The organism is Caballeronia zhejiangensis (genome assembly GCF_000698575.1).
GTDB lineage: Bacteria > Pseudomonadota > Gammaproteobacteria > Burkholderiales > Burkholderiaceae > Caballeronia > Caballeronia zhejiangensis.
Genome location: NZ_JFHD01000015.1, coordinates 21,578 through 43,031 on the forward strand (window position 1 = coordinate 21,578; position 21,454 = coordinate 43,031).

Here is a 21,454-nt window from a genome sequence, read left to right on the forward strand (position 1 = left end):
GACGGTGTCGCTCATCGCGGCGACGACCATCCCTTATAGCTGCCGACGTTGTCGCGCGTGACGAGCGTCGACGGCAGCAGGATCGTCGAGTTGGCGGGCTTCTTGCCGTTCATCAGATCGTAGCCGACGCTCACCGCCTGCTGCGCCATCGCCCACGGATCCTGGCTCGCCGACGCCTGAACCATCGTGTCGGTCTTGAGCGCGGTTTCGATATCGGGCGCGCCATCCACCGACGTAATCACGATGTTGTTCCGATGCAGTTGCTTCGCCGCGAGGTCGGTGCCGATCGCTTGCGGATCGTTGATCGCGAACACGCCGTCGAGCTTCGGGAAACGCGTCAGATAACCCTGCATCGCGTTCATGCCGCCTTCGCGCGAGCCTTTCGCGTCCTGATCGTCGGAAAGTACCTTGATGCCCGGGTTCTTCGCGAGCACGCTCTTGCAACCGTTCACGCGATCGATCACCGCCGACACTTGCGGCCCGTTCTCGATCACCACGTTGCCCTTGCCGTTGAGCTTCTTCGCCAGATAATCGCAGGCAATCTCGCCGGCCTGCACATTGTTGGTCTGCACGGTCGCGTCCGCGCCGGCCGCCGCGACGTCCACCGCGACCACGACGATGCCCGCCTTCTGCGCCTTCTTCACCGCCGGCTCGATCGCCTTCGGATCGACGGCGTTCAGCAGGATCATGTCGACCTTCGCCGAAATGAAATTGTCGATCTGCGTGAACTGCTTGTTCATGTCGTAATCCGACGAAACAGCCGTCACCTTCACGTTCGGATTGAGCGTCTTGGCCTTCGCTTCCGCGCCCTTCGAGATCGTCACGAAGTACGGATTGCCGAGCGAGCCGACCGTGATGCCGATGGACTTCAACTGCTTGTCGGCGGCGTGCGCGGATAGCGACATCGTGAAACCGAGAGCGAGTGCGACGCTGGCGAAAAGCTTGTTGTGTTTGCGCATGTTGTTGTCTCCGGGGTGGTCCATATTTTTGAGGGCGGGCGCAAGCGGACCCGAATGCGCCCGGTTTAGCCAGATCAGGTGCGAGCCGAGCCGCGCTGACGGTAACGATCGAGCGCCACCGCGCCGATGATCACGAGGCCCTTGATGATGTACTGCCAGATATCCGACACGCCGAGCAGCACGAGGCCGTTGGAGAGCACCGCGATGATGAGTGCGCCGACCAGCGTGCCGACGATCGAACCCACGCCGCCGACGAAGCTCGTGCCGCCGAGAATGACCGCGGCGATGGCGTCGAGTTCATACGACTGGCCGAGTTGCAAACCGTTCGCGGCGTAGAGACGCGCGGCCGACATCACGGCGCCGAGACCGGCGAGCAGGCCCGAGATCGCGTAGACGAAAAGCTGGATGCCCCACACCTTGATGCCGGAAAGACGCGCCGCTTCCGGATTGCCGCCGACCGAATAGATGCGCAGTCCGAGCACCGTGCGTCGCAGGATGAACCACGACACCAGCACGACGAGCAGCGCGATGATGACGAGCCAGGGCACGCCGAAGAGCGTGTCGTTGCCGATGAACGCGAACGGCAATTGCGGATTGAAGATCGTCGTATCGTGACCGATGAGCCGCGCGATACCGCGCACGGCGGTCAGCGAACCGAGCGTCACGATGAACGGCGGCAGCTTGAGCAGCGCGATCAGCAATCCGTTGATGACGCCGAAGCCGAGACCGACGGCGAGCGCGGCGGGAATGCCGAGCCATCCCCATCCCGGAATGTTCGATGCGAGCAGTGCGGCGACCGCGCCCGCCGAGAGAATCGAGCCGACCGACAAGTCGATGCCGCCCGTCAGAATCACGAAGGTCATGCCCGCCGCGAGCACGATGTTGATCGATGCCTGCTGCGTGACGATCGACAGATTCTGGAAGCTGAAGAAGCCGTCGGTGACGATGCCGAAGCCGATGCACAGCAGGATCAGCACGGGCAGCATGCCCGCGGTTCGCATCAGCACCTGCATGCGTTCGCGATGCTCGATGCGGTTCTGCCGCTGCGATACGCTCTCCGCCTTCGCAACCGGCGCGCTGTCGTGGTGTTTCGTCGTGTTAGCCATGTCTCTCTCCAGATATCCTTTAAGCCGCCTGATCGAGCGCGACCTTCGAGCCCGTCGCCAGTTCGATGATCCCTTCCTGCGAAATCGGCTTGCCGGAATGGCCGCCGAGTTCGCCCGCGATTTCGCCTTCGCGCATCACGAGCACGCGGTCCGCCACGCCGATCACTTCCGGCAGCTCGCTCGAGATGACGATCACGCCGACGCCCGACCGCGCGAGATCGTTGATGATTCGATAAATCTCCGACTTCGCGCCGATATCGACGCCACGTGTCGGCTCGTCGAGAATCAGCACTTCGGGCTTGGTTTCGAGCAGGCGCGACAGCAGCACCTTCTGCTGATTGCCGCCCGACAGCGCGCCCACGTTCACGCGCATGTTCGGCACGCGGATGGTCAGCGCGGCGATCGCGTCCTTCGCGCGCGCGTTGCCGCGCGGCAGGTCCATCACGCCGGCTTTCGCATCGCGTCCGGCGACGGTGATATTGATGTTGTCGCGCACGCTCATGTCGAGGAAGAGGCCCTGGCCCTTGCGGTCTTCCGTCAGATAGACGAGACCGGCATCGATCGCGTCGCGCGGCGTGCGCAGCTTGAGCGGCTTCCCGTGCATCGACACTTCGCCGCGTATCGCCGGTTCCGCGCCGAAGATCAGACGCGCGAACTCCGTGCGTCCCGCGCCGACGAGTCCCGCGATGCCCAGCACTTCGCCCTTGTGCAGATCGAGGCTGCATCCTTTCACGCGATTGCCGTCCGCCATATCGCGCACGGACAGCACGACGTTGCCCGGATCGTAAGGCGCGTGCTGCTTCTTGTAGAAGCCGGAGATGTCGCGGCCGACCATCATCTTGACGAGGCTGTCGGCGGAGAGTTCGTCGCGCATCAGCGTGCCGACGTACGCGCCGTCGCGCAGCACCGAAACGCGGTCGCTCAGTTCATAAATCTCCGCCATCCGATGACTGATGTAGATGATCGCGATGCCTTCCTCGCGCAGTTGCCGCACGAGCTCGAACAGGCGATCGGTTTCGCGCGAGGAGAGCGGCGTGGTCGGCTCGTCCATCACGAGGATGCGCGCGTGAGCATGCACGGCGCGCGCGATTTCGACGAGTTGCCGCTCCGCGATCGACAGGTCGCCGACGAGCGTATGCGGCTTGAAGTTCGCACCGAGACGCTTGAGCACGTCGGTGCACCCGCGCTCCATGCCCGCGCGATCGACGAGCCTGCCGCGCCGCAATTCGCGCCCCGCGTAAATGTTCTCCGCGACGGAAAGATTCGGCGCGAGGCTCAGTTCCTGATAGATCACCGCGACGCCGAGCGCGCGCGCGGCGAGCGGCCCGTCGATGGTGACGGTCTTGCCGTCGATCAGGATTTCTCCGCCCGCATCGGCCTGACACGCGCCCGAGAGGATTTTCATCAGCGTGGATTTGCCCGCGCCGTTTTCGCCCATCAGCGAATGCACTTCGCCGGGATAGACCGACAGACGCACGTCGTTCAACGCGCGCACGCCGGGAAAGGTTTTGCTGATGCCGCGCATTTCGAGCAGCGGCGGTCGGCTGGAAGCATCATGCGGCATGGTTCATCTCCTGCGGTTTGATGCCCGCGTGGCGGATCGCCGCGCGCGGTGAGAAGTTGAAGAACATCGGCAACGTGGCCGCGCCGATCGCGCCCGCATCCGGGCCGAAGGAGCCGCGCACGAGCGTCGGGGTGCCGCGCGCTTCGGGCGCGTTGGCGGCGAGCGTCGTCGACAGACGTGCGACGAGCTTGTCGAGGAGGCCGCCGTCGATGTCGGAATCGATCACGACCATCGGCACGTCGAGCACGCAGAGCGTCGCGCGCAGGGCGGGCGCGAGCGCTTCGATGCAGTCGTCGATCCATTCGTCGACGGCGGGAAGACTGCGCTCGATGCAAGCCTGCAGATCGACGCGGTTATCCGCCGCGGCGCCACAGTAGTTGAGATGCCGCACGAGCGCGTTCAGCGATGCGCGCGACAGCAGGATGTCCCACTGGCCGGCCGGTTGCGGCGCGGACGGCAGGCGGCTCGGCGGCACCGGAATCACGCCGATGTCGCCCGCATTGCCCGACGCGCCGCGCAGGCAGTCGCCGTTGATCGCGATGCCGCCGCCAATCGCGGAGCCGAGAAAGAGATAGACGAAGTCGTCGCAACTGCGGCCGTGGCCGTAGAAAAGCTCGGCCGTCGCGGCGGCGTTGCCGTCGTTTTCGCTGAAAACCGGCAGCGAGAGCGTGCGCGCCAGTTCATCGGCGAAATCGGTTTCGTCCCACGCGCGGAAGCGTTCGGCGGGCAGGCCGAGTTCGCGCAGCCAGCTGCCGAGATTGAAGGGCTGCGCGATGCCGATGCCCGCCAGCCGCTCGCGCTCCGGCTCGGAAAGCAGGCGAAGCATGCTTTTGACATCGCGTTGCACGATTTTGAGCACTTCGGACGGATGCGGCAGGATGGCGTCCAGCGCGCTGCGGGCGAGCACGTCGCCGGCGAAATTCACGAGTACCGTTTCGATGCCCGTGCGATCCAGCCGCACGCCGATACCGAACGCGCCGCGCGGATCGAGCCGGATCAGCGACGCGGGCTGACCGCGCTGGCCTTCGAGACGACGACCGGTGTATTCGATCAGGCCCGCATTTTCCAACGATTCGACGATGCTGCCGACCGCCGTGCTCGTGAGATTCGCGTGACGCGCGAGATCGGCCTTCGATGCCGGCTCGGTGCGCCGCAGCGCCTGCAACAGCAGACGTTCGTTGTACCGGCGCACGCTCGCGGAATTGCTGCCTCTGCCGCTTGGGGATTTCACGCGCTGTCTCCGAAGTAGCCGGCCATCGAGTCGTGGCCATTAATTAAATCAAGTTGATTTATTTAAGACCGACGGCGCGGCGAAGTAAAGCAGGGAAATCCCGAAGCATTTTGTTCAGCGGAATGCGAAACGCGCTGCGCGACCATTGCAAACCGCGGACCCGGTGCGCTTTCACACTAGGCGATGCAATCGTCAGTTCCAAGCTTTGCGACACGGCTTTGCAGCCAGCTTTCGACGCGCGGCGCGCGCAGCGTCGTGCGGATCGATGTGCTATCGTCGGCGACACTTTTCGACACATTGGCCGCCGTTTCATGTTCTCGATTTCCGAAGCCACGCACGCGACCAAGGCCGCGCAATACGACGATCTGCTGCAGCAAGCCCGCGCGCTCCTCGCCGATGAAACCGACTTCATCGCCAACGCGGCGAATTTTTCGTCCCTCGTCTATCACACGCTGCCGGATCTGAACTGGGCCGGCTTCTATCTGTTCGACGGCACCGAACTCGTCGTCGGGCCGTTTCAGGGCAAGCCGGCGTGCGTGCGGATCGCGCTTGGACGCGGCGTCTGCGGCACGGCGGCGCGCGAACGGCGCACGCAGGTCGTGCCGGACGTGCACGCGTTTCCGGGCCACATCGCCTGCGATTCGGCGTCGCGCTCGGAGATCGTCGTGCCGCTCGTCGGAAGCGACGGCGCGCTGATCGGCGTGTGGGACGTCGATAGCCCCGTGCCGAACCGCTTCGACGATGAAGACGCGCTCGGCATGGAAGCGCTGTGCGCCGAGTTCATCGCGCTCGCGTGGAAAAAATGAACGTCGAAGCAGCGGATAACGGCGCGGCCGCGCTCGTGGAAGCGGCATCGCGCTGAGAATTTGTCCTGATCGGACGACTGGTCGCGTGCGTCTACAATGGGACGTTTTCATCCGTCTCAAAATTTCATGACGAGCCTCGTCCGTCGCCGCCTGCTTGCCGCATGCGCCATGAGCGCGTGTGCGTTCGCGCGCGTGCGCGACGTGCGCGCGGCATCGGACAAGGCGACCGTCGCGCTCGTGATGAAGTCGCTCGGCGATCCGTTCGTCGTGTCGATGATCGAAGGCGCGCGCAACTATCAGCGCCATTACGCATCGCAGCTCGATCTCACGACGAACGGCACGCTCACCGACAACGACGTCGCCGGGCAGATTCACATCGTCGAGTCGCTCATCGAAGCGAAGGTCAACGCGATCGTCATCGCGCCAGCGGATTCGAAGGCGCTGCTGCCGGTGGCGGCGAAGGCGATCGCGGCGGGCATCATCGTGATCGCCATCGACAATCCTTTCGACGAAGCCGCTCAGGACGCGGCGCGCGTCACGATTCCGTTCGTCGGACCGGACAGCCGGCGCGGGGCGAGGCTCGTCGGTGGGTATCTCGGCTCGAAGCTGAAGGCGGGCGATGAAGTCGGGATCATCGGCGGGCCGGCGAACGATCGCAACGCGCAGCAGCGCACGGTCGGCTTCACGGACGCGATGAACGCGGCGGGCATGCGTATCGCCGCCGTGGACAGCGGCGACTGGACCCTCGTGAGCGGCAAGGCGAGTGCGCTGGAGATGCTCTATGCGCATCCGGACTTGCGCGGCTTGCTCTGCGCGAACGACAACATCGCGATGGGCGCGATCGACGCGATCCGCATCGCCGGAAAAAGGGGCCGCGTGCTGGTGACGGGATACAACAACATCGAAACCGTGCAGCCGATGCTCGACGACGGCCGCCTGCTTGCGACCGTCGAGCAATTCGGCGCGCGGCAGGCGGTGTTCGGTCTGGATGTCGCGGTGAAGGCGCTCGTGGAGAAGCGGCGGCAGAGAGACTTGTCGCCGTATATGGAAACGCCGGTGCAACTGGTGACGAGAGGGGCAGCGAAGGGGTTTCGGTTCGGGGCTTCTTAGAGCGCGTTAAACCAGCCCCCGCGCCGCAAGACTCCGATACAGCGCCCGCACCCCGAACGTCCACGGCTCGATTTCCGTCGACAGCTTCACCGTATTGACGAGCGCGCCGAGACTGGGCGTCGAGATCGTCACGACATCGCCGAGATGATGCGTGAAGCCGCCGCCTTCGGTGTCGCGGTCCTTGATCGGCGAGAACATCGTGCCGAGGAACAGCATGAATCCATCCGGATACTGATGATGCGCGCCGTGCGTCTGCGTGACGAGATCCGCCGGATCGCGGCTGATCTCGCTCATGTGGCTCACGCCTTCGAGCACGAAGCCATCGTCCGCGCCTTCGATGCGCAGCGACACGCTCGTCGCGCGCACCGAATCCAGCGTGAAGCGCTCGTCGAAAAGACGCACGAACGGGCCGATCGCGCACGACGCGTTGTTGTCCTTCGCCTTGCCCAGCAACAGCGCGCTGCGGCCTTCGATATCGCGCAGATTCACGTCGTTGCCGAGCGTCGCGCCGACGATCTCGCCACGCGCATTCACCGCCAGCACGATCTCCGGCTCCGGGTTGTTCCATTTCGACGTCGGATACAGGCCGACATCCGCGCCGAACCCGACCGACGACATCGGCTGCGACTTCGAAAACACTTCCGCGTCCGGCCCGATTCCCACTTCCATGTATTGCGACCACGCGCCGCGACGCTCCAGTTCGGCCTTCAGCTTCATCGCGGCGTCCGAGCCGGGCTCGATCTTCGACAGATCCGCGCCGATCAGCTTGTTGATCGTGTCGCGCACTTCCTGCGCGCGGCTTGCGTCGCCGCCCGCCTGCTCTTCGATGACGCGCTCCAGCAAACTCACCGCGAACGTGACGCCGCACGCCTTCACCGCCTGCACGTCGCAGGGTGCGAGCAGGCGCAGGCCGCCGGCGGATGCATCGAGCGTCGCTTGCAGCAGATCCTGAACGTTGCCGAGATGCTCGCCTTCGGCGTTGCGGGCGATGTCGAGCGCATCGGCGTGATCGAAGAGGTCGGCGGTGGTCGGCGCGGCGCGCGTGATGTCGAACACTTCGCCCTTGCGCACCGCGACGACGGCGGGACCGTTCACGGGCGCAGGGCGCCAGACACGGCCGATCAGCACGGCGTCGGCGAAATCTTCGGGCAGACAGGAGGAGACGTTGACGGTTTGCATGAATGCGATGACAGGCGGGAAAGGAATGCCGATCGTAGCCCGCGTGTCGAAGAGTGTCCATTGGGTTGATTAAATGTCCAACCCGTTGGAATAATGCGGTCATGGAAAAAACTTACGACGTTCCCGCGCTGCGCCGCGCCAGCGACATTCTCGAAGCGCTCGCCGCCGCCGCGAAACCGGTGCGTGCGGCCGCGCTCGCGGAACAAACCGGCCTCTCGCGCAGCACGCTTTATCTGATGCTGGAAACGCTCGCGCGCATGCAATGGATCGAAAAGCGCGACGACGGCTACATGATCGGCGTCGGTCTCTTCGAGCTCGGCAACGCCTATGTGCGGCACGACAAGCTGCAAGCCGCGTTTCGCGAAGGCGCCGGCGCGTTCATCAACAAGCACAACGAGGTCGTGCAGCTCGCCGTGCTCGACGGCGTGCAGGTTGTCTACATCGCGCGCGAGGACGCGCATCGTCCGGTGCGGCTCGTGTCGGATCTCGGCTCGCGTCTGCCCGCGCATTGCTGCGCGCTCGGCAAGGCGCTGCTGTCCGGAATGACCGATGAAGCCGTGATCGAGCGCCTGCCCGACCGTCTCGAAGCGGTGACGCCGCGCACCATCACGCGGCGCGCGGCGCTACTGCGCGAACTCGCGTCGATTCGCGCGAGCGGTCTCGCGGTCGAGCGCGAGGAAGTCGCGGAAGGCCTCGCGTGTTTCGCGGCTTACGTCGGGATGACGCCGGCGGGCAAGCGCGTCGCGGTATCGACGAGCGTGCCGGTCGGCCGGCTCGATCCGAAACGTGAGAAGCAGATTTCGATCGGTATCGTGCAGCTTGCAGCTCACTTGCGCGGCGCGCTCTGACGATGTGATACGCGCGTGCCAGCGCAGGCCGACGAAGCGGCGACGCGCGCGTTATCGGTTCCTGCGGAAAGCGGTGCGCTCGCGTGCGCCGCGATCAGCACGTCGCATGTTGCGTGCGAGCACACCACATCGCGCAGACGCGCTTCGCCGTGCCGCCAGCCGGCTTCCGCCTCGCCGCCGAGCACGATCAGATCCGCGCCCGCCGCCTTCGCCTCGCGCGCGATCAGTTCGCCGACGCTCGTGCCGTCGAGCGGCTGCGTGACGCTGCGCGCAATGCCGTCGATGCCCGCGCTATCGATCAATCGCGCCGCATAGCGCGTGACGGCACGCGCGTGATCCTCGATGACATCGAGCGTTTCGCCCGGATTGCTGTCGGCGGTGACGATGGCCCACCACGGCGCCTGATCGACGATGTGCAGCGCGGTCAGCCGCGCGTTGCAGTCGCGGGCGCGCGTGATGGCGGTGGTCAGGGCGCTTTCGCTGAGGCTCGTGCCGACCGCGACGAGAATGTGCTTGTACATGATGAGTCTCCGTCTGTTTGGTTCAGAGCGGATGATCGGCTCGCAAAGTTAGCGGGAAATGAGCGCGCAATTGCATCTTTTACAAAGCGGCTTGAATCGCTGGCCATTGCGCCCGCGCCGCTGCGCCTTCGCGTATCGAAACCGTAAGGGAATACCGTTTGCTGATGGTGTGCCTTCCGAATGCCTCCATCGAGCGTCCGAGCGCTCCGGCATTCGCGCAACTTCGCCCGGCGTTCGTCCGGGTCTCACCCGATTACCCGATAGCGAGCGGCGATGTCAGACCGAGACGACTCCGATACTCAAGACGAAGCGCGCGAGAATGAGCGCAAGGACGCGAAAGACGACGGCGACAAAGCGAAAGACAAAGCGCGCAAGAAGCCCGGCAAAAAGCCGCTGATCATTCTGGGCGTCGTCGTCGTGGTGCTGGCGATCGGCGCGTTCGTCTGGTGGTTCCTGACGCGCAATCAGGTCAGCACCGACGACGCCTACACCGACGGCGATGCCGTCACGATCGCGCCGAAGGTATCGGGCTATGTCGTGACGATGAACATCGACGACAACCGCTTCGTGCACAAAGGCGATCTGCTCATCAGGATCGATCCGCGCGATTATCAGGCGCAACTCGATCAGGCCAACGCGCAGCTCGGTCTCGCGCAGGCGCAACTGCACGCGGCGCAAACGCAGCTCGAAGTGGCGCGCGTGCAGTATCCAGCGCAGCTCGCAGAGGCCCAGGCGCAGGAGCTCAACGCGCGCGCCAATCTCGCGCAGGCGAGCGCGGCGTACGAGCGGCAGCATTCCGTCGATATCCGCGCGACGTCGCAACAAAACATCGACACCGCGGACGCGCAGCAAAAGAGCGCGCAGGCGAACGTCGCGCAGGCGCGTGCGCAGGTCCGCACCGCGAGCCTCGTGCCGCAGCAGATCGCGCAAGTCGTGGCGACCGTCGAGGAGCGGCGTCAGCAAGTGCGGCAGGCGCAGGCGCAAGTCGAATCGGCGCAACTGAATCTCTCGTACACGGAACTGCGCGCGCCCGCCGATGGCTGGATCACGAAGCGCAACGTGCAATACGGCACGTTCCTGCAGGCGGGCACGTCGATACTTTCGCTCGTCACGACGCGCGTCTGGATCAGCGCGAACTTCAAGGAGTCGCAACTGGATCGGATGCAGCCGGGCGACAAGGTCGATATCGACGTCGATGCGTATCCCGACATGAAGCTGCACGGCCACGTCGACAGCGTGCAGCTCGGCAGCGGCTCGCGCTTCTCCGCGTTCCCCGCCGAAAACGCGACGGGCAACTTCGTGAAGATCGTGCAGCGCGTGCCGGTGAAGATCGTCATCGACGATGGATTGAAGCCGGGCACATCGCTGCCGCTCGGGCTTTCGGTCGTGCCGACCGTCATGCTGCGCCATTGACATCATGAGCGACAGCACCGCGGAACACGACCACAGCGGCTGGAAGCCGAGCGCGAATCCGTGGCTCATCGCCGTGGTCGTCACGCTCGCGGCGTTCATGGAAGTGCTCGACACGACCATCGTGAACGTCGCGCTGCCGCACATTTCCGGCACGATGTCCGCGAGCTACGACGAAGCGACGTGGACACTCACGTCCTATCTCGTCGCGAACGGCATCGTGCTGCCGCTTTCGGCGTACTTCTCGAAGATACTCGGGCGCAAGCGCTACTTTCTCATCTGCATCGGGGCGTTCACGGTCTGCTCGTTCATGTGCGGCATCGCGTCGAATCTCGGTGAACTGATCGTCTTCCGGATTCTGCAGGGCTTCTTCGGCGGCGGCCTGCAACCGAGCCAGCAATCGATCATTCTCGATACCTTTCCGCCCGAGCAGCGCGGCCGCGCGTTCTCGATCTCGGCGGTCGCGATCGTCGTCGCGCCGGTGCTCGGACCGACGCTCGGCGGCTGGATCACCGATAACTTCACCTGGCGCTGGGTCTTTCTCATCAACGTGCCGGTGGGCGTGCTGACGACCATCGCGGTGATGCAGTTCGTCGAAGATCCGCCGTGGGAAAAACGGCAAGATCCGAAGAAGATCGGCATCGATGTGGTCGGCATCAGTCTCATCGCGCTCGGGCTCGGCTGTCTGCAAGTATTTCTCGATCGCGGCGAGGACGACGACTGGTTCGCGTCGAACTTCATCGTGACGTTCGCGGTGCTCGCGGCGGTAGGCATCGTCGGCGCGACATTCTGGCTGCTGTACGCGAAGCGGCCCGTCGTCGATCTTCGCGTGATGAAAGATCGCAACTTCGCGCTCGGTTCGGCGGCTATCGTCGGATTCGCATCGGTGCTGTACGGCAGCGCCGTGCTGATACCGCAGCTCGCGCAACAGCAGCTCGGCTACACGGCGACGCTCGCGGGCCTCGTGCTCTCGCCGGGCGCGATCTGCATCGTGTTCCTGATTCCCGTCGTCAGCAAGCTGATGAACGTGATTCAGACGCGCTTTCTCGTCGCGTTCGGCTTCTTTCTGATGGGATGCGCGCTCTTGTATTCGCATCATCTCGTGCCGAACGTCGATTACGTGACGCTGACGAAGATGCGCAGCGCCCAATCCATCGGCATCGGCTTTCTGTTCGTGCCGGTCACGACGCTCGCGTATCTGTCACTGCCGAAGTCGCTCAACAACGATGCCTCCGCGCTCTTCACGATGTTTCGCAACGTCGCGGGATCGATCGGCATCTCGCTTGCGACCGCGATGATCCGCGAGCGCACGCAGGCGAACATGGCGCATATGGTCGAGCATCTGACGCCGCTCAATCAGCCGTACAACGAGTCGGTGCAACGCATCGCGCGCACGCTGATGGACAGTGGCCAGACGATGTCGCAAGCGATGTCCGCCGCGACCGGGCAGATGTACAAGACGCTCGTATCGCAGGCGACCATCCTCGCGTATCTCGACGTGTTCGCCGCGTGCGCGATCTTCGCGTTCATGTTCATACCGCTCACGTTTTTCTTTTCGCCCGTGAAGGCTTCGGGCCAGGCGGGAGGGCATTGAGATGAAGCTGCGTCCAATCATTCCGTTCATTCCGATGTTCGCGCTCGCATTGAGCGCGTGCGCGGTCGGCCCGGATTTCACGCCGCCGAAGGCCGATGTTCCCGATAACTGGAGCGACACGCAGCGCGCGCAGAACGCGCCGGACGATCCGCGCGTGCCCCATGCCGACGCGCCATCGACGGCGCAGACTTCCGCCGATCCCGATCCGCGCTGGTGGAAGCAGTTCAACGATGCGACGCTCGATGCGCTGATCGAACGCGCCATCGCGGGCAATCTCGATTTGCAGAGCGCGGTGCTGCGCATCGCGGCGGCGCGGGAAGAGAGCGTGTCGGCGGCGGCGCAGGGCTTGCCGCAGTTGAGCGCGAATGCGAGCGTGAAGCGTCAGCAACTCGGCTTGAAAGGCCTGCTCGAATCGCAAGGCGTGTACGACAAGCTCGACGGTCTCGGCGCGAACGGCGCGCAGATCCGTCAGGGACTCGATTCCGCGACCGGTCCGGTCACGCTGTTTCAGGACGGCTTCGACGCATCGTGGGAACTCGATCTTTTTGGCCGCGTGCGGCGTTCGGTGGAATCGGCGAATGCGCAGACGCAGGCTGAAATCGAAAGTCGCAACGACGCGCTCGTTTCGCTCGAATCGGAAGTCGCACGCACGTATGCGCAATTGCGCGGCGCGCAGGCGATCAAGCAGATCACACTCGCCGAGATCGACGCCGAAGAGCAGATTCTCGATCTCACGCGCGAACAGGCACGCGTCGGCCTGACGAGCCAGCAGGACGTGCAGAGCGCGAGCGCGCAAGTCGGATCGTTGCAGGCGCAACTGCCGACGCTCGATGCGCAAATCGCGCAGGCGATGAACGGTCTCGCCGTGCTGACCGGCAACGCGCCGGGCACGCTCGACGCGGAACTGTCCGATGCGCGCGCGTTGCCGCCGGTGCCGCCGGTCGTGCCGATCGGCTTGCCGTCGACGCTCGCGCGCCGTCGTCCAGACATTCGCCGCGCGGAGGCGCAACTGCATTCCGCGACCGCTGAAGTCGGCGTCGCGGTGGCGCAGATGTATCCGGATATCTCACTAACTGGGCAGGTCGGCACGCGTGCAACGAAGGCGCGCTATCTCGCGCATTGGTCGAGCCTGTTCTGGTCGGTCGGGCCGAGCATTTCGCTGCCGATTTTCGAAGGCGGCGCGTTGCGCGCGAACGTGCGCGTGGCGAAGGCGCAGGCGGGGCAAGCGGCGTTGCAGTATCGGCAGACGGTGCTCAACGCGTTGCAGGAAGTAGATAACGCGCTGGTTTCGTATCGGACCGAACAGGACCGGCGCGCGGCGCTCACGCGCACGGTCGAGGCGAATCGCGTCAGCCTGCAACTCGCGACGGACAGTTATCGCAAAGGGCTCGCGCCTTTCGTGACCGTGCTCGATGCCGAACGTCAGCTTGCGCAGACGCGCGAGCAGCTCGCGCAATCGACCGTCAACGTGACGACCGATCTCATCGCCGTGTACAAGTCGCTCGGCGGCGGATGGCAGGACGACGCATCCGCGACCGCGCAAAACTAACATCTGCGCTTTTTCCAGTCGTAGTCGGCGGGCGGATCGGCGACGCCGGGCTTGCCGACCGAATGCGGGTTTTCACTGCATAGCGTGACGAAGCCGATGTTCTCGCCAGCGGCTTGACGGCGGCGCAGGTCTTCGGCGAAGCGCAGCGCATCGGCGAGCGCGTTCGCATCGAAGCGCTTGTAGCGTGCCGCGCCTTCGGCGTCAGGGTTGTCGCCAAGCCAATACACGACGAACATCGATTAGCCTCTCGTTTGGAGATGAATGCACCATCGTCGACGCTCATGCGACGACGATGCAAATCCTGCACGGCGCGCGTGCATCGACGCGCCGCGACAGCCACCGGGTAATCCCGAAGTGTAACGTCGGCGCGCCGCATGCCGCCTGACGCCACGCTTTTGCGGGCCCGCGAGGGAATGATCGTTGCTCTCATCTCCGTTCATTCCGAGGCCCGAACGATGCAACGACACGAACGTGTTTCCACGCGAGCGCTGTGGCAGATTCCGCCGCGCGCGAAGTGCTGCGACGAGCCGCGCGTGCTCATCGCCGATGACGACATGGACGCGACGCGCGCGATCTGTCTCGCGCTCGAAGACGCCGACTTCACCGTGCGCGCGGTGCACACGGGCCTCGACGCCGTGTCGCTCGCGCGCAAGTGGCGGCCGGGCGTCGTACTGCTCGATCTGATGATGCCGCTCGGCGATGGCTGGGAAGCGGCCGAAGCGATCCGCGCCATCGATCTGTCGATGTTGCTGCTCGCGCATACGAGTTGCACGGATCCGCAGGATCTGTCGCGCGCGCAGCGCACCGGCTTCAACGGCTACTTTGTCAAGCCGACCGAACTCGACGGCATGATCGCGGTGCTGCGCGATTATTTCTCGGCGCGTCAAGGCGAGGGCGATCATGCATCGGTGCGCTTGCGCTGAACGAGTTCGAGCTTCGGCGCGAATGGTTCGACATCGCGCTCTGCGTCCGCTTTCAACATGTCTTCCCAGTACTGACAATAGCCGGCCCAGAACGGCATCTGCGTATGCGCGGATGCAGCCGTCGGCAGCGGATCGGGCAGCATGCGGCGCAGGCGTCCGATCTCCTTGTGCTTCCATTGCAGCAGCGCGCGGCGCTCTCCGCGCCGCGGCGGGCACATTTCGTTCATGCTCGCAACAGCTATCGAGAAACCCTCGGCGGGGCGCGATGCCATTTTCGTCAGCACCGCGGTCTGCGGGCGCGGCCCGCGTTCGTGACAGATGATCGCGCCGATCTGCCCAAGGATGTACATCGCTTTCGCCATCGGCGGTTCGGAATGGTGTTGCATGGCGCCTCTCTTTTTATCGTTATGAGTCTTCGTGCACGGCGCTCGAAGTTTTCTCGATCTTAATGTGAATGCGTCCAGGCGACGCATTTATAAGATACCGTATTGAGATTAATCCGAAATGTGCATCGACAAAAAGATACAGTCGCGCCGTCTCTTTCACGCCATGTCGAGCACATGGCGCTCGAACAGGTCGCGCATGTTGCGATGTGCATCGCCGCTGTCGCACGTCGTGGCCGCGACGATCCGCTCTCGTTGCGCGATGAAGATGAACTGGCCGCCGTGTCCCGCCGCGAAGACATAACGCGGATCGATCCAGCAGAGATAGCCGTAGTGCGCGTCCATCGGCGGGCCGCCGTCGCTTTGCACCGACATGGCATCGTCGATGAACGCTTCGTCGACGATGCGCGCGCCACGCCATGCGCCGCGATGCATCATCAGAAGGCCGAGCGAAATCATGTCGCGTGCGCGCAGCAGGAGACCGCGCCCGCCGAACGTGTGACCGTCCTCGTCGCTGATCCATTCGCTCGCTTCGATGCCGAGCGGCGCGAACAGCGTGTCGCGCGCGTAATCGGCGAGCGTGCGCCCCGTCGCGGATTCGAGCGCCAGCGACAGCAACTGGACCGCGTGCGAATCGTATTGAAAGCGCGTGCCCGGCTCGCTCGCGAAGGGCCGCGAGAGAATGAAGCGCAGCCGGCTTTCATCGTCCGAGAAGCGCTCGCAACTGCCGAGCACGCAGTCGTCGATGGTGCGCTGGTCCCATTCGAATCCCGATGTCATCGTGAGCAGATGCCTGAGCGTGATGCGCTGCACGCGATGATCGAGCGCCGTGTCGCACATGGGCGGCACAAGGCGCGCGGCGGGGGTATCGAGTGGCGGAAGCGCGCCTTCGCGAAGCGCCGCGCCGACGGCAAGCGCGACGATGGTCTTCGTGACCGAGTTGATGTTTTCGAGCGATTCCGGCGTCACGTCCTCACGATAATGTTCGAACGCGATCGCATCGTCGTGCGCGACGATGAAGCTTCGCACGCCGGATTCGTTCGTCAGCGCTTCGCGTAAGGAAGAAGTCGTCATTTAAAAAGGATCACGAAGTAAATGAGGAAGGCTTCGTTTCGTGCGCGTGCATGCAGGAACGAATCGTGTTACACAGTCAGCAATCCGGATGCCACACACGGCGGCATCGCAGCCTTTCAGCGGTTTCAACTCACTTTCAGCGAGCCCGAATTTGTCAGTCCGACGACTCGCGACGCTCTGGCGTCTTGGCCGGGCGTTCGTCCGCGAAAGCCATCTGACCGGCGACGGCGCAGCGATGACGCGCGTCGCGCGCTTCTTCGCCACGCATGGCGCGCGCGCCGCGCCGCTGGCAGCCGGCGTGCCCGCGCTCTCGCAACTTTCGCGCGTGCTGGAGAACGCGTCCGGCGCGCTCGCGAGTCATCCGGCGCTTGCCGAAACGGCGGTGCGCGTCGCGCTGTCCGAACTCGACGGGCTCTTCACGCCGTACGACGCAACGCGCTTTCGCGACGCTTGCAGAGCCGCATTCCCGCCCGCGCTTTCCTTCGAACTCACCGAGTTGAGCGCGGTGCCGTTGCGCTCGGGCATCGCGGAGCAGACGCATCGTGCTCGCCTCCGCGATATGGCGGTGCGCGTCACGCTATTGCGCGCCGACGCGCATGCCGAACTCGCTGACGATCTCGACCTCGCGCTCGCGGCTGCGCGTTTCGCGGAACGCCGTTCGGCGAAGGCGCGCGAGATGCATCCGGTGGAATGGGTGCGCCGTTCACGCGAGAGCGTCGATGCGATGATCGACTTGCGCCAGCGCGCCGCCGATCAGAGCTACTTGCGCTTTCGCCTGCGCGACGACGCGCGTCTCGCCGTGCCCGAAGTGCTCTGGGACTATTGCAACGATTCGGTGCTGACGACACGCGCGATCGAAACGGCCGCACTGTCGGATGCGCAAGCGCTCGCGTCATGCGGGCTCGATCAGGCCGATGTCCTCGCGACGCTCATCGAAGCGTTCTTCGAAATGGCGCTGGGCGTCGGGCTGTATCACGCGGGACTGGACGCGGCGGGCGCGCGCGTGGGCATCGAAGGCGAGACGCGCGGCCAGATCGTGCTGGAAGCCGACAATCCGATGATGTTCTTCGCGGCGCACGAGCGCGACTTCATCGTCGGCGTATCGCATGCGCTGATGGAGGGCGATCACAAGGCGGCCGCGCGCGCACATCTCGAGCACGGCCGGCCCGAGACGCATGCGACGCATCACGAAGTGCGCGTCGAAGCGACGTATCGGCGCGAAGCCGAGCGCTTTGCTTCGCCGCACGCACGCAGCAAGGTCGGTGTCGCGCATCTGTTCGGCGCGATCGGCAAGGCGCCCGCCGAACATATGTTCAGCGCGTCGCACGGGCGCATCGCGTCGCGCGCGGTGCTGCTCGCGCGTTCGGCGGAACGCATCGAGCGCCTTGCGGAGGACATCGCGCCGGACGTCGACGTATGGAAGATCGCGCGCAGGGTCATCGTGCGGCTCGCGGCGGATCAGATCGGCTTCAGAAGCATGGCGGCGCGCTTTGCGCACGAAGCGACGCACTGGCCGCACACACTGCCGCGTCTGCCGCGGCTCATCGCACAGCGGGCGGATGCGACGGGCGCGTTTCGGCGGGACTGAGGGGCGCTGGTTCCGAGCCAAGGCGCGGGCATTAGCGCGTCAACGCGTACCCGGCGACATACGCTCCGCGATCGCGCGCGACGCGTCCTTCAGCGGCTCGACGTAGGTTTCGAGCGGCGTCGCGCTCTTTCTGAACAGCGGAATGCTGATGCTCACGCAGCCGAGCGTCACGCCATTCGCGCCGACGATCGCGCTGCCGTAGCAGAAAATCTGCGCCTCGTTTTCCTCGCGGTCTTCCGAATAGCCGCGCGCGTGAGTTGCATCGAGTTCGGCGTCGAGCGCGGCGCGATCGGTGATCGTGTTCGGTGTGAAGCGTTCGAACTTCAGGCCATGCAGCAATGCATCGCGTTCGGCGGGCGATTGCGTCGACAGAAACGCCTTGCCGACGGAACTCGAATACAGCGTCACGCGCGTGCCGATGCGCGACGCCATGCGAACCGCATGCGGGCTTTCGAGCTTCTCGATGTACACCATCTCCGAGCCGCTGCGCACTGCCAGATGCACCGTCTCCTGCGTCGCGTCGCGCAGTGCCTGCAACGCGTCGGTGGCCGCGATGCGCAAATCGGAGCGCTCCCAGCTGCGGCTCGCGAGCGACATCAGCCGCGGGCCGGGCGCGTAACATCCGCCGCGCACGCTTTCGACGACCAGGCCTTCCGCGATTAGCGCGCCGACGATGCGATAGACCGTCGGACGCGGATAACCGCTCGCCGTGGTGAGACGCGCGATGGTCGGCGGTTCGCCGGCATCGGCAATGAGTTGCAGCACCGCCATGAACTTCGAGAAGGCGGCGGTGCCGGTGGCCTTGGCGGCGTCGAGGGAAGCGGTGTCTGAGGGCATGATGCGGGAATCATGCCACGAGATAGCCGCCATCGACGGGTACGATCGCGCCCGTCATGAACGACGCCGCCGGTGACGCGAGAAACGCCGTCACGCGCGCGACGTCTTCCGGCAAGCCCCAGCGCTTCATCGGCGTGCGGTCGAGGATCGCCTGCGAGCGGCCGTCGTCGTTCTGCAGCGCTTGCGTGAGCGGCGTCGCGATCCAGCCGGGCGCAACGGCGTTCACGCGGATGCCCTCGGCGGCATAGGCGATCGCCAGCGATTTCGTCAGTTGCGCGACGCCGCCCTTGCTCGCGCTGTACGCGGGCACGAGTCCGCCGCCGAAGAACGTCAGCATCGACGCCGTGTTGATGATCGAACCCTTGCTGCGCGCGAGCAGTGGACGCGCGGCGGCGCACATGCGCATCGTGCCGTTGAGATTCACCGCGATCACGCGCTCGAATGTTTCGATGTCGTGCTCGTCGCCGCGCCGGATCATGCCCGCGCAGTTGACGAGCACGTCGAGCGAATCGATACGCGCAAAGAGCGCGGCGACGCTGGCGGCATCGGCGACATCGAGTTCGACGACTTCGATGCCGGGCGCGTCGGTCGGCGCTAGGCCGGCGGCGATCACGCGCGCGCCGAGCGCCGCGAATTGCTGCGCGATGCCCGCGCCGATGCCCTGCGTGCCGCCGGTCACGACGACGGTCTTGCCCTTGAAGAGATCAGCTTGAAAAGTCATATCGGTGCGATTCATACGGCGGGAACGGGTTCCGTCTGGCGCTCCGCGTCCTCGATCGGCGCGCGCACGACGAACATGTAGACGAGCGCAGCAGCGAACGCGACGCCCGCGCTGATCAGGAACGCGTTCACGAACGAATGCGTCTTGTCGACGACGAGGCCCGTGATGAACGGCGCAAACGAGCCGCCGAAGTAGCCGCCGAAGTTCTGGATACTGCCGAGCGACGCGACCATGTGGCGCGGCGCGGCAACGGAAACGAGCGCCCACGCGGCGCCGCTCGCCATGTTGACGAAGAACATCGCCGCCGACAGATAGGCGATCGCGAGCGTCAGGTTCGGCGTGAACGCGGCGGGCACGGTGAACAGCGCCGCGCCGATGAGTCCCGAGCAGATCGGCCACTTGCGGCTGCGGATCGGGGCGACGCCGCGCGCCATCAAACCATCGGCGATGAAGCCCGACGAGAGCATGCCGAGCGTGCCCGCGAGATACGGAATCGTCACGACCCAGCCGGTCTTCGCGATCGTCAGATGACGCTCGTGTTCGAGATACGCGGGCAGCCACGTGAGATACAGCCACACCATGTAGATCACGCCCATGAAGCCGAAGATCATGCCCCACGTCGTCGCCTTGCCGAAAAGGCCGCGCCATTCCGCGAACGTCATGTTGCGTTCCTTGCGCTGCGCCGGTTCGCCCTCGGTCAGATGCGCGAGTTCTTGCGATTCGAGCTTCACGTCCTTCCGGTTGCGATAGACGATGTACCAGCCGATCGACACCGCAATCCCGAGCGCGCCCATGATGATGAACATGTTGCGCCAGCCGAAGGACAGCAGGAGCACGGTGAGGATGGGCGGCGCGAGCGCGGGTCCGATGGTCGATGACGTGACGAAGATGCCCGTCGGCTTGCCGCGTTCGCGTTGCGCGAACCATTCGGACACGACCTTTGCGCCCGCCGGAAATTGCGGCGCCTCGCCGATGCCGAGCGCGATGCGCGCCGCGAGAAACTGATGCAGATTCGTGACGAGCCCGCCGAACAACTGCGCGACCGACCACACGAACATGCCGAGGCCGAGCATGATGCGCGCGCCAAAGCGGTCGAGCATCACGCCGATGGGCAACTGCGAGAACGCGTACGCGAACGAGAACGCGGAGAGCAGCAGGCCCATCTGCGAGGCGGAGAGGCCGAGCTCCTGCGTGACGGAGTGATTCGCGATCGAGAGCGTGCTGCGATCGAGATAATTCACGATGCCCGCGAGCGTCAGAAAAGTGAGCGCGACCCACTGAATGCGCTTCAGGCGCGGTGATTTTTCCAGCATGTTGTCTCCTCCGAATGCTCTGTCGAGTCTGTTAGAGGGTTGAGTTTGGGTGGATGCTAGCGAATGAATTGATCGACGAAGTCGGCACCGAGTCCGACCGATTCGTAATGCTTGCGGCACATGTCGACTTTGGTGAAGACGTCTTCGTAGCCGGTGTAGTTGCCGTACGGGTCGCAATAGAACATCACGCCGTTCACCTGGAAGTACGTGATCATTTCCTCGACGTCTTCGGGAACATAGAGCGTGTGCGTTTCGCCGGGCGGCTCGAAGACATAGCTGCCTTCGGTCGCTTCCCAGTCATGTTCGAGATAGCGCCAGCGGCCTTTGAGCACCATGCCGTGGACCGCCTGCGGATGACGATGACGCGACAGCACGCCGGATTTGCGCACGCGCAGGAGGTTCATCCAGTAGCCGGTCGACACGTTCAGACACAGCGGACGGAACCAGACGTTTTCGGCCTGCGGCACCCATTCGCGCTCGTCGGCGGGAATCGCGCTCGGCACGACGATTTCCTTTTGCGCTTCTTTAGGGAAGGGAAGTTGATACGGCGTCATGGCATCCGCCGCGGGTTTCGGCGCGGTCATCGCGTCTCCTTGTCCATATTGTGGATTCGTGAATCAAATTATGGACAGATATTCTTCCTCGTTCCGCGAATTGTCAAGATTCTTCAACGGATGATGAATTCGTGCAGATACCGCCTTTTCGACGGACGAAAAAAAAGGCGGACCGGCAGGTCCG

Annotated in this window: 20 protein-coding genes and 1 pseudogene; 8 read left to right on the forward strand and 13 right to left on the reverse strand. The window is 64.5% G+C overall.

Annotated elements, in window-relative coordinates; genetic code table 11:
- Positions 1–11 precede the first annotated feature (11 nt).
- From BG60_RS19305 to BG60_RS19320, 4 genes and pseudogenes are all read right to left on the reverse strand, one after another.
- A complete protein-coding gene (locus BG60_RS19305; RefSeq protein ID WP_404989962.1) occupies positions 12–905 on the reverse strand; it encodes an ABC transporter substrate-binding protein in 894 nt (297 codons plus the stop codon).
- 128 nt (positions 906–1,033) lie between these two features.
- Positions 1,034–1,984: pseudogene (locus tag BG60_RS19310) on the reverse strand (ABC transporter permease subunit); the annotation flags it as partial.
- Positions 1,985–2,084: 100 nt separating this feature from the next.
- Positions 2,085–3,629 (reverse strand): sugar ABC transporter ATP-binding protein, encoded by a 1,545-nt coding sequence (locus BG60_RS19315; RefSeq protein WP_008349137.1) that lies wholly within the window; start codon positions 3,627–3,629, stop codon positions 2,085–2,087.
- Complete coding sequence (locus BG60_RS19320; RefSeq protein ID WP_033536489.1) at positions 3,619–4,860, reverse strand: ROK family transcriptional regulator; 1,242 nt, start codon at positions 4,858–4,860, stop codon at positions 3,619–3,621. The genes BG60_RS19315 and BG60_RS19320 overlap by 11 nt, the downstream gene beginning before the upstream one ends.
- Positions 4,861–5,171: 311 nt before the next feature.
- On the opposite strand from BG60_RS19320, the gene BG60_RS19325 reads away from it, so the two are divergent.
- Positions 5,172–5,666, forward strand: coding sequence for a GAF domain-containing protein (locus BG60_RS19325; protein WP_008349135.1), 495 nt, complete (start codon positions 5,172–5,174; stop codon positions 5,664–5,666).
- A 126-nt stretch (positions 5,667–5,792) separates the two neighbouring features.
- Positions 5,793–6,776, forward strand: coding sequence for a substrate-binding domain-containing protein (locus tag BG60_RS19330; protein WP_033536490.1), 984 nt, complete (start codon positions 5,793–5,795; stop codon positions 6,774–6,776).
- Between the two features lie 6 nt (positions 6,777–6,782).
- On the opposite strand, the gene BG60_RS19335 is transcribed toward BG60_RS19330, so the two are convergent.
- Positions 6,783–7,955: a fumarylacetoacetate hydrolase family protein gene (locus tag BG60_RS19335; protein WP_008349133.1), complete on the reverse strand. Its 1,173-nt coding sequence runs from the start codon at positions 7,953–7,955 to the stop codon at positions 6,783–6,785.
- A gap of 101 nt (positions 7,956–8,056) precedes the next feature.
- On the opposite strand from BG60_RS19335, the gene BG60_RS19340 reads away from it, so the two are divergent.
- A complete protein-coding gene (locus BG60_RS19340; RefSeq protein ID WP_008349131.1) occupies positions 8,057–8,803 on the forward strand; it encodes an IclR family transcriptional regulator in 747 nt (248 codons plus the stop codon).
- On the opposite strand, the gene BG60_RS19345 is transcribed toward BG60_RS19340, so the two are convergent.
- Positions 8,782–9,324, reverse strand: coding sequence for a universal stress protein (locus BG60_RS19345; RefSeq protein ID WP_034472391.1), 543 nt, complete (start codon positions 9,322–9,324; stop codon positions 8,782–8,784). The genes BG60_RS19340 and BG60_RS19345 overlap by 22 nt on opposite strands.
- A gap of 273 nt (positions 9,325–9,597) precedes the next feature.
- Here BG60_RS19345 and BG60_RS19350 point away from each other — a divergent pair, with 273 nt between their 5' ends.
- From BG60_RS19350 to BG60_RS19360, 3 genes are read left to right on the forward strand one after another with little or no spacing between them, the layout of a single operon-like run.
- Positions 9,598–10,737 carry an HlyD family secretion protein gene (locus tag BG60_RS19350; protein WP_008349127.1) on the forward strand — a complete coding sequence of 380 codons (1,140 nt, stop codon included), beginning with the start codon at positions 9,598–9,600 and terminating at the stop codon, positions 10,735–10,737.
- A gap of 4 nt (positions 10,738–10,741) precedes the next feature.
- A complete protein-coding gene (locus BG60_RS19355) occupies positions 10,742–12,328 on the forward strand; it encodes a DHA2 family efflux MFS transporter permease subunit (RefSeq protein ID WP_008349125.1) in 1,587 nt (528 codons plus the stop codon).
- A gap of 1 nt (position 12,329) precedes the next feature.
- A complete protein-coding gene (locus BG60_RS19360; RefSeq protein WP_008349123.1) occupies positions 12,330–13,877 on the forward strand; it encodes an efflux transporter outer membrane subunit in 1,548 nt (515 codons plus the stop codon).
- Here BG60_RS19360 and BG60_RS19365 read toward each other — a convergent pair.
- A complete protein-coding gene (locus BG60_RS19365) occupies positions 13,874–14,113 on the reverse strand; it encodes a hypothetical protein (protein ID WP_008349122.1) in 240 nt (79 codons plus the stop codon). The genes BG60_RS19360 and BG60_RS19365 overlap by 4 nt on opposite strands.
- A gap of 219 nt (positions 14,114–14,332) precedes the next feature.
- Here BG60_RS19365 and BG60_RS19370 point away from each other — a divergent pair, with 219 nt between their 5' ends.
- Complete coding sequence (locus BG60_RS19370) at positions 14,333–14,800, forward strand: response regulator (RefSeq protein ID WP_008349120.1); 468 nt, start codon at positions 14,333–14,335, stop codon at positions 14,798–14,800.
- Here BG60_RS19370 and BG60_RS19375 read toward each other — a convergent pair.
- Both BG60_RS19375 and BG60_RS19380 read right to left on the reverse strand, forming a co-directional pair.
- Entirely contained in the window at positions 14,776–15,186 is a 411-nt protein-coding gene (locus BG60_RS19375) for a hypothetical protein (RefSeq protein ID WP_008349118.1), read from the reverse strand. The two genes, BG60_RS19370 and BG60_RS19375, sit on opposite strands and share 25 nt — an antisense overlap.
- Positions 15,187–15,342: 156 nt before the next feature.
- Positions 15,343–16,257 carry a serine hydrolase domain-containing protein gene (locus tag BG60_RS19380; protein WP_008349115.1) on the reverse strand — a complete coding sequence of 305 codons (915 nt, stop codon included), beginning with the start codon at positions 16,255–16,257 and terminating at the stop codon, positions 15,343–15,345.
- A gap of 151 nt (positions 16,258–16,408) precedes the next feature.
- Between BG60_RS19380 and BG60_RS19385 the strand changes: the two genes are divergently transcribed.
- Positions 16,409–17,845 carry an AarF/UbiB family protein gene (locus tag BG60_RS19385; RefSeq protein ID WP_008349113.1) on the forward strand — a complete coding sequence of 479 codons (1,437 nt, stop codon included), beginning with the start codon at positions 16,409–16,411 and terminating at the stop codon, positions 17,843–17,845.
- A gap of 39 nt (positions 17,846–17,884) precedes the next feature.
- On the opposite strand, the gene BG60_RS19390 is transcribed toward BG60_RS19385, so the two are convergent.
- Genes BG60_RS19390 through BG60_RS19405 form a run of 4 tightly spaced genes read right to left on the reverse strand, consistent with a single transcriptional unit; the run spans position 17,885 to position 21,300 of the window.
- Positions 17,885–18,682: an IclR family transcriptional regulator gene (locus BG60_RS19390; RefSeq protein WP_033536511.1), complete on the reverse strand. Its 798-nt coding sequence runs from the start codon at positions 18,680–18,682 to the stop codon at positions 17,885–17,887.
- A 10-nt stretch (positions 18,683–18,692) separates the two neighbouring features.
- A complete protein-coding gene (locus BG60_RS19395) occupies positions 18,693–19,403 on the reverse strand; it encodes an SDR family NAD(P)-dependent oxidoreductase (RefSeq protein ID WP_033536512.1) in 711 nt (236 codons plus the stop codon).
- Positions 19,404–19,414: 11 nt separating this feature from the next.
- A complete protein-coding gene (locus BG60_RS19400) occupies positions 19,415–20,716 on the reverse strand; it encodes an MFS transporter (RefSeq protein ID WP_008349109.1) in 1,302 nt (433 codons plus the stop codon).
- Positions 20,717–20,772: 56 nt separating this feature from the next.
- Entirely contained in the window at positions 20,773–21,300 is a 528-nt protein-coding gene (locus tag BG60_RS19405; RefSeq protein WP_008349107.1) for a 2,4'-dihydroxyacetophenone dioxygenase family protein, read from the reverse strand.
- Between the last annotated feature and the right edge of the window lie 154 nt (positions 21,301–21,454).

Bases quoted from the DNA above. Each gene is read 5' to 3' on its own strand.
- BG60_RS19335 (WP_008349133.1), bottom strand. From the start codon at position 7,955: ATGCAAACCGTCAACGTCTCCTCCTGTCTGCCCGAAGATTTCGCCGAC.
- BG60_RS19405 (WP_008349107.1), bottom strand. From the start codon at position 21,300: ATGACCGCGCCGAAACCCGCGGCGGATGCCATGACGCCGTATCAACTT.
- BG60_RS19315 (WP_008349137.1), bottom strand. From the start codon at position 3,629: ATGCCGCATGATGCTTCCAGCCGACCGCCGCTGCTCGAAATGCGCGGC.
- BG60_RS19330 (WP_033536490.1), top strand. From the start codon at position 5,793: ATGACGAGCCTCGTCCGTCGCCGCCTGCTTGCCGCATGCGCCATGAGC.
- BG60_RS19345 (WP_034472391.1), bottom strand. From the start codon at position 9,324: ATGTACAAGCACATTCTCGTCGCGGTCGGCACGAGCCTCAGCGAAAGC.
- BG60_RS19400 (WP_008349109.1), bottom strand. From the start codon at position 20,716: ATGCTGGAAAAATCACCGCGCCTGAAGCGCATTCAGTGGGTCGCGCTC.
- BG60_RS19370 (WP_008349120.1), top strand. From the start codon at position 14,333: ATGCAACGACACGAACGTGTTTCCACGCGAGCGCTGTGGCAGATTCCG.
- BG60_RS19375 (WP_008349118.1), bottom strand. From the start codon at position 15,186: ATGCAACACCATTCCGAACCGCCGATGGCGAAAGCGATGTACATCCTT.
- BG60_RS19365 (WP_008349122.1), bottom strand. From the start codon at position 14,113: ATGTTCGTCGTGTATTGGCTTGGCGACAACCCTGACGCCGAAGGCGCG.
- BG60_RS19390 (WP_033536511.1), bottom strand. From the start codon at position 18,682: ATGCCCTCAGACACCGCTTCCCTCGACGCCGCCAAGGCCACCGGCACC.
- BG60_RS19340 (WP_008349131.1), top strand. From the start codon at position 8,057: ATGGAAAAAACTTACGACGTTCCCGCGCTGCGCCGCGCCAGCGACATT.
- BG60_RS19305 (WP_404989962.1), bottom strand. From the start codon at position 905: ATGTCGCTATCCGCGCACGCCGCCGACAAGCAGTTGAAGTCCATCGGC.
- BG60_RS19380 (WP_008349115.1), bottom strand. From the start codon at position 16,257: ATGACGACTTCTTCCTTACGCGAAGCGCTGACGAACGAATCCGGCGTG.
- BG60_RS19355 (WP_008349125.1), top strand. From the start codon at position 10,742: ATGAGCGACAGCACCGCGGAACACGACCACAGCGGCTGGAAGCCGAGC.
- BG60_RS19395 (WP_033536512.1), bottom strand. From the start codon at position 19,403: ATGACTTTTCAAGCTGATCTCTTCAAGGGCAAGACCGTCGTCGTGACC.
- BG60_RS19360 (WP_008349123.1), top strand. From the start codon at position 12,330: ATGAAGCTGCGTCCAATCATTCCGTTCATTCCGATGTTCGCGCTCGCA.
- BG60_RS19325 (WP_008349135.1), top strand. From the start codon at position 5,172: ATGTTCTCGATTTCCGAAGCCACGCACGCGACCAAGGCCGCGCAATAC.
- BG60_RS19350 (WP_008349127.1), top strand. From the start codon at position 9,598: ATGTCAGACCGAGACGACTCCGATACTCAAGACGAAGCGCGCGAGAAT.